The following is a 13,017-nucleotide window of genomic DNA, read 5'->3' as shown; positions in this document are numbered from 1 at the left end:
CATTTGCGCCGATTTCGGGAAAGTGATAACCGTGATATGGCGTTAAAAAGAGGCTGTATCCCGATTTGGATGCAGGAGGAGAACGCCATGGCCGAGGCCATTTCATTTCTGGCGCCGCGCGCGGATGTGCTTGCCCGCCGTAGCGAGATCGTGGCCGATCTTGCCGATCTTCTTGCCCCTGAATGCCTGATCCACGAGCCACGCGAGCTGATGCCCTTCGAGACCGATGCCTTCGTCTCCTATCGCCGCATGCCGCTTGCCGTCGCCCTGCCGCGCTCGACAGCCGAGGTCGCCGCCGTGATGAAATACTGTCATCGCTACGGCATTCCCGTCGTGCCGCGTGGCGCCGGCACCTCGCTTTCCGGCGGCGCCATTCCGCAGGAAGATGCCGTAGTGCTCGGCCTTTCCAAGATGAACCGCATTCTCGACGTCGATTTCGCCAATCGCACAGCAACGGTGCAGGCCGGCGTCACCAATCTGAATATTTCCGAAAACGTCTCGGCAGACGGTTTCTTCTATGCGCCTGATCCGAGTTCGCAGCTTGCCTGCACCATCGGTGGCAATATCGGCATGAACTCCGGCGGCGCCCATTGCCTGAAATACGGTGTCACCACCAACAATCTGCTCGGCGTCAAGCTGGTGCTGACCGACGGAACGGTAATCGATCTCGGCGGCAAGGCGCTGGATGCGGCGGGTTATGACCTGCTCGGCCTTGTCTGCGGCTCGGAGGGGCAGCTCGGCATCGTCACGGAAGCGACGGTGCGGCTGATCGCCAAACCGGAAGGCGCGCGGCCCGTACTGTTCGGCTTCGATACGTCGGAACAGGCTGGCGCCTGCGTGGCCGATATCATCGCCGCCGGCATCGTACCTGTCGCCATCGAATTCATGGACAAGCAGGCGATCGAGATCTGCGAAGCCTTTGCCCATGCCGGCTATCCCCTCGATGTCGGCGCGCTGCTGATCGTCGAGGTCGAGGGCTCGGAAGCGGAGATGGACGACATGCTGAAAAGCATTGTCGACATCGCCCGCACTCACAAGGTCAAGACCGTGCGCGAATGCCAGTCTGCCACCGAGGCGGCGCTGATCTGGAAGGGCCGTAAGTCCGCCTTCGGCGCCACCGGCCGCATCGCCGACTATATCTGCATGGATGGCACCGTGCCGCTCAGCCAGCTCTCCTATGTCCTGCAGAAGACAACTGAGATCGTCGACCATTACGGCCTGCGCGTTGCCAATGTCTTCCATGCTGGCGACGGCAACATGCATCCGCTGATCCTGTTCAACGCCAATGATCCCGAGGATGCGGCCAAGGCCGAAGCGGCGGGCAACGATATCCTCCGGCTCTGTGTCGACGCCGGTGGCTGCCTGACGGGGGAACACGGTGTCGGCATCGAAAAGCGCGATCTGATGCGGCATCAATATGCGGAGGTCGATCTCGCCCAGATGATGTCGGTGCGCGCCGCCTTCGATCCTGGCTGGATCCTGAACCCCTCCAAGGTCTTCCCGCTGGACGGACGTAACGCAGCATGAGCAAATTTCTGCCGAAGACGGAAGATGAGGCCGCAGCCATCATCCGCGACCATGCGACCCGGGGTGCGGCTCTGGCGGTCATCGGCGGCAACACGCGCGCCGGCTTCGGCAATGCCGTCGCCACTGACGCGACATTGTGTTCGCAGGGACTGACCGGCATCGTCGCCTATAATCCGGGCGAGATGGTGATGACCGTACGGGCGGGAACGCCCGTTGCCGAAGTCGAGGCGGCGCTCGCCGAGAGCGGCCAGATGATGGCCTTCGAGCCGATGGATCACCGGCCATTGCTGGCCACCAAGGGCGAGCCGACGATCGGCGGCGTCTTTGCCGCCAATGTCTCCGGTCCTCGCCGTTTCATCAGCGGTGCTGCCCGCGACAGCCTGCTCGGCGTCCGTTTCGTCAACGGCAAGGGTGAGATCGTCAAGGCCGGCGGGCGGGTGATGAAGAACGTCACCGGTCTCGATCTGGTCAAGCTGATGGCCGGTTCGCACGGTACGCTCGGCCTCCTCACTGAAGTTACTTTCCGCGTGCCGCCACGACCGAAGACCGAGGAGACGATCGTCGTTTCCGGCCTGAACGACGCCGAGGCGGCAAATGCCATGGCGGCGGTGATGGCGCTGCCGCTCGACATATCGGGCGCCGCGCATCTGCCTTTGACCGTCCGCTGGACCTTTCTCGACGGCAAGCTGCCAGAAGGCGAGGCGACCGTGCTGCGCATCGAGGGCCTCTCAGGTTCGGTCTCGGTCAGGGCCGAAAAACTGGCTGCCGCCATGGGCCGTCTCGGCTCGGTTACGCGGCTCGCCGAGGCGGACAGCCGCAGGCTCTGGCGCGAGATCCGCGACGTGAAGCCCTATGCGGACGGCACGATGCGCCCTGTCTGGCGCGTTTCCGTCGCCCCCAGCATCGGTCATCAGCTCGTCGCCGCCCTTCGTCTCGATGCCGGCGTCGATGCCTATTACGACTGGCAGGGCGGCCTTGTCTGGATGCGGATGGAATCGGAGCCGGAAGGTGATCTCGTCCGCCGCTATATCCACGCCCTTGGCGGCGGCCATGCGACCTTGCTGCGCGCCACGCCTGCCGCCCGCGCGACGACATCGGCTTTCCAGCCGCAACCGGATGCCGTGGCGCTGTTGTCTGCGCGCGTGAAGGAAAAGTTCGATCCTGTCGGGATCTTTAATCCGGGGAAGATGACGTGATGGGGAAAACTGCCTGATGCAAACCAATTTCACCCTTGCTCAGCTTGCCGATCCGCATGTGGCCGAATCCGAGGCGATCCTGCGCAAATGCGTGCATTGCGGCTTCTGCACCGCCACCTGTCCGACCTATGTGACGCTTGGCAACGAGCTCGATAGCCCGCGCGGCCGCATCTATCTGATCAAGGATATGCTGGAAAACGGCCGGGCGGCCGACGCGGAAGTGGTGACGCATATCGACCGCTGTCTGTCCTGCCTCGCCTGCGTCACCACCTGTCCCTCCGGCGTCGATTACATGCATCTGATCGACCACGCCCGCGCTCATATCGAGGAAACCTACAAGCGGCCCTTGCTCGACCGGCTGACGCGCAACACGCTGGCGGCGGTGCTGCCCTATCCCGGCCGTTTCCGTCTGGCGCTCAACCTTGCGCGCCTGGCCCGGCCATTCAAGGGTCTGATGAGACGCATTCCGGCCCTGAAACCCTTCGCCGCCATGCTCGATCTCGCGCCGCGATCCATCCCGGCGCCGTCATCCTTTGCCAAGCCCGGGCGACATCAGCCGCAAGCGGAACGACGCGGGCGGGTGGCGATCCTGACTGGATGCGCCCAGCCGGTGCTCGATCCCGCCATCAACGAGGCAACCATCCGGCTGCTGACTCGCCTGGGCGTCGAAGTGGTGGTGCCGCAAGGCGAGAGCTGCTGCGGCTCGCTGGTGCATCATATGGGCCGCGAGGAGCAGGCACTGGCGAGTGTGCGCGCTAATGTCGATGTCTGGATGCGCGAGGTCGAGGCCGGCGGGCTCGACGCCATCATCGTGACGACCTCCGGCTGCGGCACGACGATCAAGGATTATGGCCACAAGCTGCGCCTCGATCCGGCCTATGCGGACAAGGCCGCAAAGATTTCGGCGCTTGCCAAGGACATCACCGAATATCTCTCCGGTCTCGACCTGCCCACGCATATGCCGCGTGGCATCACCGTCGCCTATCATTCCGCCTGTTCGCTGCAGCATGGCCAGAAGATCACCATGGCGCCGAAACTGCTGTTGAAGACGGCGGGCTTCACCGTGCGCGAGCCGGCGGAAGGGCATCTCTGCTGCGGCTCGGCCGGCACTTACAACATCATGCAGTCGGAAATCTCCGCCGAGTTGAAGGCGCGCAAGGTCAGGAACCTCGAGGCGACGAAGGCCGATGTGATCGCCACCGGTAATATCGGTTGCATCACGCAGATCGCGACGGGAACGGGCATACCGATCCTGCACACGGTCGAATTGCTGGACTGGGCCTATGGCGGCGAGATGCCAGCGAAACTGAAAGGTCTGGAGCTAACGGCGGCCTAGAATTTTCAGTGAGACGAAGACGGCCGATGCGACTGCCATTCCATCTCGAAGATCTCTGCGCCGATGGCGGTCAGACTGATCCGGTCCTGTCCCTCTTCGAAGAAGGTGCCGTCGAGTAGGCCGGCGACACCGTCATAGAATGAGCCTTCCACCAGGCTGGTGATGCTGGCCGTCTTGTATTTCTGCCCGGAAAAGTCAGTGACGGACATGCATTGCCGGCGTCCATCGGCGAACACGTCGATCAGCCGGGGAACGACGCCCGCGTCGTCCACTTCGTAGTAGATCATGACCGGTTCATCGTTTTCCGGATGGATCCAGTCGCATTGGTAATAGGAAAAGCTCATGGGCTATTGCTTAGCACAGGAACCCCAGAGCCGGAACCGGCCCTGGGGCGACAATGCTCCGTCCGTTCACATCAAAAATTGAACGACACACCGAAATTGATGGCGTTGGTGAAGACCTTGGTCTTCAGCGTATCGCCGCTGTCGATCGAGACATTGTCGACGAAATTGTAATTGCCCTTGTATTCGACGAAGGTCGCCCAGTGCTGGCTGATCTGGTAGCTGACGCCCGCCTGCGCCTGCAGTGAGGCTCCGCCGAACTGGTAATCGAAGGTCCGGCCGGAGGCGCGGGTGACTTCGACATGCGGCACGTTGATGCCGGCGCCGAGGCCGACATAGGGCGTCCATTTGCGGCCCGGATCCTGGAAACGATAGAGCGCATTCAGCGTCAGCATGTTCAGGCCGTCGGTGAACTCGAAATGCGACCAGCCGGGCGTATTGCCGAGATTGCCGTAGACCTTGGCGTGGGTGTAGTCGAGCGAGATACCCCAGTTCGACTTGTTGAAATCGTCGAGCCAGAAGATGCCGCGAAAGCCGAAATAGGGTGGCATCTTGAAGGATTTTCCCGACCAGTCGGGATCGAAATTGGCGCCGTCCGACGTCTTGACGTTGCTGCCGGTCGCGCCCTGGATACCCCCATAGGCTGAAAACTGCATTTCCGCCGAAGCAGAATTGGCGGCGAAGACAAAAGCTGAAAGCGCAAGCGCGGCAACAGCCGGCTGTTTGATGCGAAATGCACGACGCATATGAAGCCCCCGGATGCGAATGCCGCCATCTAAGCGTGCTTCTGTGACAGTTCTATTGCGGCGCGCTGTGGCTTGCCTCGGCTTAGGCGCGAAAACTGACATCAGACTGAAAGGGAACGACCATTTCGCCGCCCTCTGAGGCGATAAGTTTGGGAATGTTACACCTGCGCAACAGTGGAGTGGCCGCACTGGTATGCGGCCACTCCGTCGCTTAACTACCCGCCGAACATCGTCCGCAGAATGTCGACGCCGCGATCCTCGTAGCTGACTTCGCCCTGCTTGTTGCCGGGGCCGACGACGATGACCTTGGTGCCGATGGGCACGCGCTCGTAAAGATCGGTGACGTCCTTGTTCATCATGCGGATGCAGCCGGACGACATGTTGAGCCCGATGCTCCAGGGCTGGTTGGTGCCGTGAATGCGAAACGCCGTGTCGTTGCCGTTGCGATAGAGATACATGGCGCGGGCGCCGAGCGGATTGTCCTCGCCGCCTTCCTGATAGGCGGGCAGCTTATGACCCTTCTTGGCCTCGCGAGCGATCATTTCCGGCGGTGGCGTCCAGCCAGGCCATTCCGCCTTGCGGCCGACCTTGACGACCCCTGACCATCCAAAGCCGTCGCGACCGACGCCGATGCCGTAGCGCCGCGCCCGATTGCTGCCCTCGACGAGATAGAGAAATTTGTTGTTCGTATCGACGATGACCGTCCCCGGCGCCTCATTGGTTACCAACCGCACGACCCGCCGCTGAAACTGCGGCTTGACCTGTCCCTGCGGTGTGGTCGATACGCGGATCACATTGCTGGGCAGCGCCTGCGCGACATGAGGCGCAGAGGCTGTGAAGGCCGCGGCATCAGACGCCGCCGTGAGACACGACACGGCGATGCCCGCCGCCGCCACGACCGGTAGTATTGATTTCATCCGTGATTCCCCTCTCCGTTTACCAGCCAAGAAACTAGCGAAACGCGGGAGAGGATCAAGATCAAATTGCGTATGATAAAGACCGAGCCGCTGGAGCGGCTGTCTATTCTGACGAGGGCCAGCTTATTACTATCGGGTTATAGCAATCCGGCAATAGCATTGCCGCGCCCGACCAGTGCCGTGCGCAGCAATCTTGTTGCCCGTCACATGACGATGACCCGCGTCCCGACCTTCACGCGGTTGTAGAGGTCGATGACATCTTCATTGCGCAGGCGGATGCAGCCGGAGGACACGGCGCTGCCGATGCTCCAGGGAGCATTGGTGCCGTGGATGCGGTAGAGGGTGGAGCCGAGATACATGGCGCGGGCGCCGAGCGGATTGGCTTCGCCGCCATCCATGCGCGCCGGCAGATAGTGACCCTTGGCGGCTTCGCGCACCACCATTTCGCGCGGCGGTGTCCAGTCCGGCCATTCCTGCTTACGGGTGACGGTATGGGCGCCAGCCCATTCGAAACCGGGCTTGCCGACGCCGACGCCATAGCGTCGTGCCTGACCGCCGTCCATCACCAGATAGAGGAAGCGATTGTTGGTGTCGATGACGATGGTGCCCGGCTTTTCCTTGGTCTGGTAATCGACCACCTGCGGCAGGAATTGCGGATCGAGCTGGCCACGGATTGCCGGATATTGCGGCCTGACGACTGCGACCTGCTGCACGGCGGGGCGTGCGAACAGGCCGCGCGGCTGGATTGCGCGCTGCGCCTGCGGATTGGCCGCCTGCCGCGCCGCCGGGCGAACGGGATAGACGGCCGGCTGCACATTGCCGCCGCCGAGCTGCATCACCCAGGGGGCGGTGAGGTCAGGGCTGACGATCACGGGCGGGCGGGACTGGTAGCGATCATCGGCGAAGGCGCTGGATGAAAGCAGGCTCAATGCGCCCGCGGCAAATAAAATGCGTTGTCTCATCATCGGACAAACTCTCTACAAATGGGCCGAGGATGGGCGTAATTGCGCCCGGTCCCGAATATGGTGACATTTGCGCGCCAGCGAATGGTAAATGGCTGTTCATTAAAATGCCGCGAAACCGATAAACCTTTTGTCAGGGTTACGACTTGGTTTGGAAAGACGGTTTGCAAATGGTAAACCGTGAATCGAGATGATTTGCCTTCAAATTGTCCTCTCGATCTTAAGCATTTGATTGGCCTGATCTTATCCGATAGCTGTTTAGCTGTTTTCGCGATCACGCTCTGAAATAGGGGACGAAGCACGAATATGGCCGGAACGGGCATCATCACCGGTGAGGACGGTAAGGACCGCTGCCATTGGCACGGCAATCTGCCGGAATATCTGCTCTATCATGACCAGGAATGGGGCCGCCCTGTCATCGACGATATCAGGCTGTTCGAAAAGATCTGCCTGGAGGGTTTCCAGTCCGGCCTCTCCTGGCTGACGATCCTGCGCAAGCGCGAGAATTTCCGCGCCGCCTTCGCCGGTTTCGATTTCGACAAGGTGGCGACGTTCGGCGATGCCGATATCGAGCGCTGCCTCGTCGATGCCGGCATCATCCGCCATCGTGGAAAGATCGTCTCCACCATCAACAATGCCCGCCGCGCCATCGAGCTGCGCGCCGAATTCGGCTCGCTCGCCCGCTATTTCTGGGGTTTCGAGCCGACGGCCGAGGAGCGCCCCGTCTTGGTCGACTATGCGACCATCGCCGCCAATCCGACGACGCCAGTCTCCGTGCGGATCTCGAAGGATTTGAAAAAGCGCGGCTGGACCTTCGTCGGCCCGACCACGGTCTACGCTTTCATGCAGGCCATGGGCCTCGTCAACGATCACATCGAAGGCTGCTATTGCCGGAAAGAGGTGGAGGCGATGCGCAGCGCATTGGTGCGGCCATGAGACGTCTGGTTCTTGCTTTTTCCCTGCTTGCCTTCGCTCTGCCGGTCGGTCAGGTCGCCCATGCGCAGGCGACCCAGAGCAACGACAGCCCGAGGGGTGAGGAGCCGCAGCTCCAGTTTCCGCAACTCGACCGTGGCGAGACCGTGGAAAAGCTTGGCTTTCCCGCCGTGCTGGAGAAGCTGACCGGCTGGACGAAATTCGGCAAGGGCAAGGTCTATACGCTGCCGCTGAAGAAGGGCCAGCACGTCCGCGTCACCTTCAGCTCGAAAAGCAAATATGCCTTCATGGCGATCTTCGATCTTTCCTCGAACGATGATGAATCCTTCTTCGGCACCGACGAGGACGGCATGACCGCCGACGTCACCGTCAATGAAGACACGACATGGCTGATCAAGCCTTATTATTCCCGTGTTACCCGCCGCCGCGGCCTCGGCGCACCCTATGAGATCCTGATCGATCCCAATCCGCCGGCCACGCAGCAGCAGGACAAGCCCGCCGACCAAGGTCCGTCATTGTTCCCGCCACGGGCGAAACCGGTACAATGAAGGTCTCAGGATAGTCCCTCGATGATGCCGTGCAGTTCCCCAAGATATCCGATCTTGTGGAATCGCGGGGCCTGCGTCGGTTCTTCGACATGTTCGAAGAACCAGGTGAGCTCGTGCGGAATGAAGACGCCATAGCTGCCGGCGGCAAGCGCCGGCACGATGTCGGATTTGAGCGAGTTGCCGACCATCATCGCCCGTTCCGGGCCATCGCCGACTTTCGAGAAGATGCGGCGATAGGTGGAGGCGTTCTTGTCGGAGACGATTTCGACGGCATCGAAGAGATCGCCGAGGCCGGATTGCGCAAGCTTGCGCTCCTGGTCGAAGAGATCGCCCTTGGTGATCAACACCAGCAGATAGTTGCCTGAGAGAGTTTCAAGTGTCCCACGGACATCGGGAAGCGTTTCGACCGGGTGGGTGAGCAAATCGCGGCCGATGTCGAGGATTTGCGCGATCACCGTTGCCGGCACCTCGCCCCTGGTGATCTCGATCGCCGTCTCGATCATCGAAAGCGTGAAGCCTTTGATGCCGAAGCCATAGTGGTTCAGATTGCGCTTTTCGGCTTCCAGCAGTTTTTGGGAAATGTTCTCGCTTTCAGCATGGTCGGCGAGCAATTCGGCGAACTGCCGTTCGGTGAGCCGGTAGAATTGCTCGTTCTGCCAGAGCGTGTCGTCGGCATCGAAGCCGATGGTGGTCAGCGGGCGTTGCGGCATGGGCCTGTCCGTCCTTGCGGATTGGATGAAGGCGGGATTCTATCGCGCGATGATGGGGAGGCAAGAGCAAAGCTGAGGTAACCGTATTGTGATTGGCACCGGGTCTCGCGTTGAAATCAGATTCCGGTGCATTATGTCGATATCATCAAGGTAGCGGTAGGACCGCCCCTCGACGATCGTCTCCGGACCTCCCCAAGACAGCACGGATGAGTGGCTGTCGTGCCGAGGCCAATTGCCAAGAGATCAGGATTCACCGGCCGGAAGCCGCCTTCCGGCGGACCACAAGGGAATTTTCTCAGATGCGTTATAATCAGCTCGGTAATACCGGCATGTTCGTCTCCGAACTCTGCCTCGGCACCATGACCTTCGGCGAGGCCAATCCAGGCAGCACCTGGGGCGCCATCGCCGATGTCGACCAGGCACTGGCCGACAAAATCGTTGAAAACTCGCTCGCCGCCGGTGTCAACTTCATCGACACCGCCGACGTCTATTCCTTCGGAAATTCGGAAAAGCTGCTCGGCCAGGCGCTGAAGAATGTCGGCGTGCCGCGCAAGGACGTCATCATCGCCACCAAGGTCTATGGCGTCATGGGCGACAAGCCCAATGATCGCGGCGCCTCGCGCGGCCATATCATGGATTCGATCCAGGCCAGCCTCGAGCGGCTGCAGACCGACCATATCGACCTTTACCAGATCCATGCCACGGATACGGTCACGCCGATCGATGAGACCCTGCGCACGCTGGACGATCTCGTCTCGCGCGGACTGGTGCGTTATGTCGGCGTGTCCAACTGGCAGGCCTGGCGTATCGCCAAGGCGCTCGGCATTTCCGAACGCCGGGGCTTTGCTCGCTTCGAGACGGTGCAGGCCTACTACTCCATCGCCGGTCGTGATCTCGAGCGCGAGGTCGTGCCGCTGATGGCGGAGGAGAAGCTTGGTCTGATGGTGTGGTCGCCGCTTGCCGGCGGTCTGCTCTCCGGTAAGTTCGGCCCCGGCGCGCCGGGCAATGGCGAGGGCCGTCGCACCAGCTTCGACTTCCCGCCGGTCGACAAGGATCGCGCCTGGGCCTGCGTCGCCGCCATGCGGGACGTGGCCGAGAAGCATGGCGCCAGCGTCGCCACCGTGGCACTCGCCTGGATTTTGGCAAAACCCTTTGTCACCAGCATTATCATCGGCGCCAAGCGCCTCGATCAGCTCGAGCAGAACCTCGCCGCCGTCAAGCTGAAGCTCGATGCCGAGGATATCGCCAAGCTGGACGAGGTCAGCGCGCTTGCTCCGGAATATCCCGGCTGGATGCTCGCCCGCCAGGGTGCTGCGCGCATTCCGCAGCCTTTCGAACCGAAGGCTTAAACTGGGAATGAAAGCGCCGCCGCCTCTCGTAATGGAGGCGGCGGCGTTTATCGTCAGAGTTCGATGACGATCTTGCCGAAGGCACCGTGATCGAGATGGTCGAAGGCGGCGGGAACCTCGGAGAAGGTGTAGCGATGATCGATGACGGGCTTCAGGCCGATCCGGTCGACAGCGCGGACGAAATCCTCCAGTGCACGGCGATGGCCGACGGAGATGCCCTGAATGACCGGAGACTTCAGTAATACCGGTCCAGCCGGCCCCGATAGGTCAAATCCTTCGAGCACGCCGATAACCGAGATCCGGCCATGCACAGCCACTGCTTTCAGCGATTGGCCGAGATGCGGCCCGCCGGCAATTTCAAAGATGTGGTCGATGCCGCGATCATTGGTGAGGCGATAGACCGCCTCCACCCAATCCTCAGCGTTGCGATCGATGCCATGGCGGGCGCCAAGGGCCTTTGCCCGTGCCAGCTTTTCGGGGCCGGATGACGTCACGAAGACATCGGCACCTTGTGCCGCCGCGATCTGCAACCCGAACATCGACACCCCGCCGGTTCCCTGGACGAGTACGGTATCGCCGGGCTTGATCTTGCCGCGTTCTACCAGTGCGAACCAGGCCGTCAGGCCGGCGCAGGGCAAGGTGCTCGCCTCGCTATCGTCGATACTTGTCGGCGCGGCGACGAACCAGTCCTCGGGAAAGGCGACATATTCGGCAAGCACGCCGGGGTAAAAGCCGCCAAGCGACTGATAGGGCGGATTGCGTGCATTGCCGGGTGGCTTGTCGTCGATCCAGCCGGGGTGAAAGGTAGAGATGACCCGGTCGCCGGGTGCAAACCGCGTTACCCCTTCGCCGACCGCTTCGACGATGCCCGCCATGTCGGATGCGGGTACGAAGGGAAACTGGACGGGCAGTCCCATCCCGCTTTCCCGCATCAGCTTGTCGCGATAGTTCAGCGAAACCGCTTTGGTCCGCACAAGAACTTCGCCGCGGGCAGGCGAGGGCACGTCGGTCTCGGTGAGGCTGAAAGGGGCATTGACGCCGAAGGTGTCCAGTGTCCAGCGTCGCATGGTCTTCGTCATAATGATCTCCTGCGAGAAATTGAAAGCACGGAGGTCACTATATCGTTGCGAAATGGTCGCCAGTGGCGATATGATTTCCACTGACTGGTTCCTTCTGGGAAACAATAGCGATGAATGACATGCTCAACGGCATTCCGGAATTTGTGGAGGCGGTGGAGGCCGGCGGCTTCTCAGCGGCAGCGGCCCGCATGAACCTGTCGCGCTCGGCGATCGGCAAGACCATCGCCAAGCTTGAGAGACGCCTGAGCGTCAGGCTCTTTCACCGCACCACCCGCACGCAAAGCCTGACGGATGAGGGGCAGGCCTTCTACGAGCGCTGCCGCAGGGCGCTGGACGAGATACAGTCGGGCGAGGCGATGCTGGAATCCGGCAAACGCGAGGTGGCCGGACGCTTGCGCATCTCTATGCCCGTGCTTTTCGGCCGCCGCTGTATCGCGCCGTTGCTGATGGAGCTTGCCCGCGCTCATCCGAACCTCGAACTCGATCTTTCCTTCAGCGACCGTGTTGTCGATCTTCTCGACGAGGGCTTCGATCTCGCCATCCGCAACGGTCCGCTGCGGGATAGCGCCGGGCTGGTGACGCGCAGGGTGGCGCGGCATCGCATGGTGGTCTGTGCCTCGCCCGCCTATCTCGCAAAGCGGGGGACACCGCAGGCGATCGCCGACCTCGAGGATCATGATCTCATCGCCTATGCCCGCGCAGGCGAGGTGAAGATCTGGACCTTCCCGCGGGCCGATGGCGTCGACATCGAATATATGCCGAAGACACGGTTGCGGTTCGACGATCTCGAAGTGATGGCCGATGCCGCCGCCGCTGGAATGGGAGCCGCGTTGCTACCCTGCTGGCTGATACGAGGCCAGGTGCTGGCCGGCAATCTTGCTCCCGTGCTGACGGATCTGTCCGGCCTGACCTTCCATGCCTATGCTGTCTGGCCGCAGACGCCGCATCTGCCGCTCAAGACCCGCGCGGTCATCGATCTGCTCGCGGCGCGGCTGCCGCAGGTTATGGAGTGACGGAAGGCGGTGGCATCTGTTGCCGAGGCAAACGGGTGCCGTCCGCAAAGACCCGGTTCCAGACCAGGATCTGCACCGATTTCCGGAGCCCGGCTGACCAGAACGGATCCTCTTTCACCAGCCGGTCGACCTCTGCTGCATCATCCGCCTCGACCAGCCACAGGCCGCCAGCAAATGCATCGCCCTGCCGGCTGAGTGGCCCTGCCGTCTTGATAAGGGCCGCATTCGCCTGCAGGAAGTCGAAATGACGTTCCAGATATTTCTGCCGTATCTCGGCGGCCTGTTGCCGGTCGTCTTCAAACAAAACAGCGAATAATGTCATCGTAGTCTCCTTGCTGGACCTTCGGAGCCTATGACTGC

General features: G+C 61.6%; 14 protein-coding genes. 7 read left to right on the top strand and 7 right to left on the bottom strand.

Annotation, left to right across the window (positions count from 1 at the left end; translation table 11 throughout):
• Positions 1–87: 87 nt before the first annotated feature.
• Genes RRH01S_RS21755 through glcF form a run of 3 tightly spaced genes read left to right on the top strand, consistent with a single transcriptional unit; the run spans position 88 to position 4,059 of the window.
• Positions 88–1,527, top strand: coding sequence for an FAD-binding oxidoreductase (locus tag RRH01S_RS21755; RefSeq protein WP_007699918.1), 1,440 nt, complete (start codon positions 88–90; stop codon positions 1,525–1,527).
• Complete coding sequence (locus RRH01S_RS21750) at positions 1,524–2,723, top strand: FAD-binding protein (protein WP_007699916.1); 1,200 nt, start codon at positions 1,524–1,526, stop codon at positions 2,721–2,723. The genes RRH01S_RS21755 and RRH01S_RS21750 overlap by 4 nt, the downstream gene beginning before the upstream one ends.
• Positions 2,724–2,739: 16 nt before the next feature.
• On the top strand, positions 2,740–4,059 hold the full coding sequence (gene glcF, locus RRH01S_RS21745) for a glycolate oxidase subunit GlcF (protein WP_007699915.1): 1,320 nt from the start codon (positions 2,740–2,742) through the stop codon (positions 4,057–4,059).
• A gap of 5 nt (positions 4,060–4,064) precedes the next feature.
• Here the strand turns inward: glcF and RRH01S_RS21740 are convergent, their stop codons facing one another.
• From RRH01S_RS21740 to RRH01S_RS21725, 4 genes are all read right to left on the bottom strand, one after another.
• Positions 4,065–4,403 carry a DUF6881 domain-containing protein gene (locus RRH01S_RS21740; protein WP_007699914.1) on the bottom strand — a complete coding sequence of 113 codons (339 nt, stop codon included), beginning with the start codon at positions 4,401–4,403 and terminating at the stop codon, positions 4,065–4,067.
• Between the two features lie 71 nt (positions 4,404–4,474).
• The gene (locus RRH01S_RS21735) at positions 4,475–5,146 is read right to left on the bottom strand and encodes an outer membrane protein (RefSeq protein ID WP_007699913.1); all 672 of its coding nucleotides are present in this window, start codon (positions 5,144–5,146) and stop codon (positions 4,475–4,477) included.
• A 215-nt stretch (positions 5,147–5,361) separates the two neighbouring features.
• The gene (locus RRH01S_RS21730; RefSeq protein WP_042474176.1) at positions 5,362–6,063 is read right to left on the bottom strand and encodes a L,D-transpeptidase; all 702 of its coding nucleotides are present in this window, start codon (positions 6,061–6,063) and stop codon (positions 5,362–5,364) included.
• Between the two features lie 203 nt (positions 6,064–6,266).
• Positions 6,267–7,025: a L,D-transpeptidase gene (locus tag RRH01S_RS21725; RefSeq protein WP_374188762.1), complete on the bottom strand. Its 759-nt coding sequence runs from the start codon at positions 7,023–7,025 to the stop codon at positions 6,267–6,269.
• A 306-nt stretch (positions 7,026–7,331) separates the two neighbouring features.
• On the opposite strand from RRH01S_RS21725, the gene RRH01S_RS21720 reads away from it, so the two are divergent.
• Both RRH01S_RS21720 and RRH01S_RS21715 read left to right on the top strand, forming a co-directional pair.
• Positions 7,332–7,961, top strand: a complete 630-nt coding sequence (locus RRH01S_RS21720; RefSeq protein ID WP_007699907.1) for a DNA-3-methyladenine glycosylase I — start codon at positions 7,332–7,334, stop codon at positions 7,959–7,961.
• Entirely contained in the window at positions 7,958–8,506 is a 549-nt protein-coding gene (locus RRH01S_RS21715; protein WP_007699893.1) for a hypothetical protein, read from the top strand. The genes RRH01S_RS21720 and RRH01S_RS21715 overlap by 4 nt, the downstream gene beginning before the upstream one ends.
• A 5-nt stretch (positions 8,507–8,511) precedes the next feature.
• Here RRH01S_RS21715 and RRH01S_RS21710 read toward each other — a convergent pair whose 3' ends face one another.
• Positions 8,512–9,216 (bottom strand): HAD family hydrolase, encoded by a 705-nt coding sequence (locus tag RRH01S_RS21710; RefSeq protein WP_042474172.1) that lies wholly within the window; start codon positions 9,214–9,216, stop codon positions 8,512–8,514.
• A gap of 299 nt (positions 9,217–9,515) precedes the next feature.
• On the opposite strand from RRH01S_RS21710, the gene RRH01S_RS21705 reads away from it, so the two are divergent.
• Positions 9,516–10,565 (top strand): aldo/keto reductase, encoded by a 1,050-nt coding sequence (locus tag RRH01S_RS21705; RefSeq protein ID WP_012651000.1) that lies wholly within the window; start codon positions 9,516–9,518, stop codon positions 10,563–10,565.
• A gap of 53 nt (positions 10,566–10,618) precedes the next feature.
• Here the strand turns inward: RRH01S_RS21705 and RRH01S_RS21700 are convergent, their stop codons facing one another.
• Positions 10,619–11,644 (bottom strand): zinc-dependent alcohol dehydrogenase family protein, encoded by a 1,026-nt coding sequence (locus tag RRH01S_RS21700; RefSeq protein ID WP_007699878.1) that lies wholly within the window; start codon positions 11,642–11,644, stop codon positions 10,619–10,621.
• Between the two features lie 110 nt (positions 11,645–11,754).
• Between RRH01S_RS21700 and RRH01S_RS21695 the strand changes: the two genes are divergently transcribed.
• Positions 11,755–12,657 carry a LysR family transcriptional regulator gene (locus tag RRH01S_RS21695; RefSeq protein WP_007699876.1) on the top strand — a complete coding sequence of 301 codons (903 nt, stop codon included), beginning with the start codon at positions 11,755–11,757 and terminating at the stop codon, positions 12,655–12,657.
• On the opposite strand, the gene RRH01S_RS21690 is transcribed toward RRH01S_RS21695, so the two are convergent.
• Complete coding sequence (locus RRH01S_RS21690) at positions 12,647–12,979, bottom strand: YciI family protein (protein WP_034520377.1); 333 nt, start codon at positions 12,977–12,979, stop codon at positions 12,647–12,649. The two genes, RRH01S_RS21695 and RRH01S_RS21690, sit on opposite strands and share 11 nt — an antisense overlap.
• Positions 12,980–13,017: the final 38 nt, after the last annotated feature.

The sequence above is a fragment of the Rhizobium rhizogenes NBRC 13257 genome (assembly GCF_000696095.1).
Taxonomy (GTDB): domain Bacteria; phylum Pseudomonadota; class Alphaproteobacteria; order Rhizobiales; family Rhizobiaceae; genus Rhizobium; species Rhizobium rhizogenes.
Note: the sequence above shows the minus strand (reverse complement) of the source record. Positions and strands in the feature narration are given on the sequence as shown.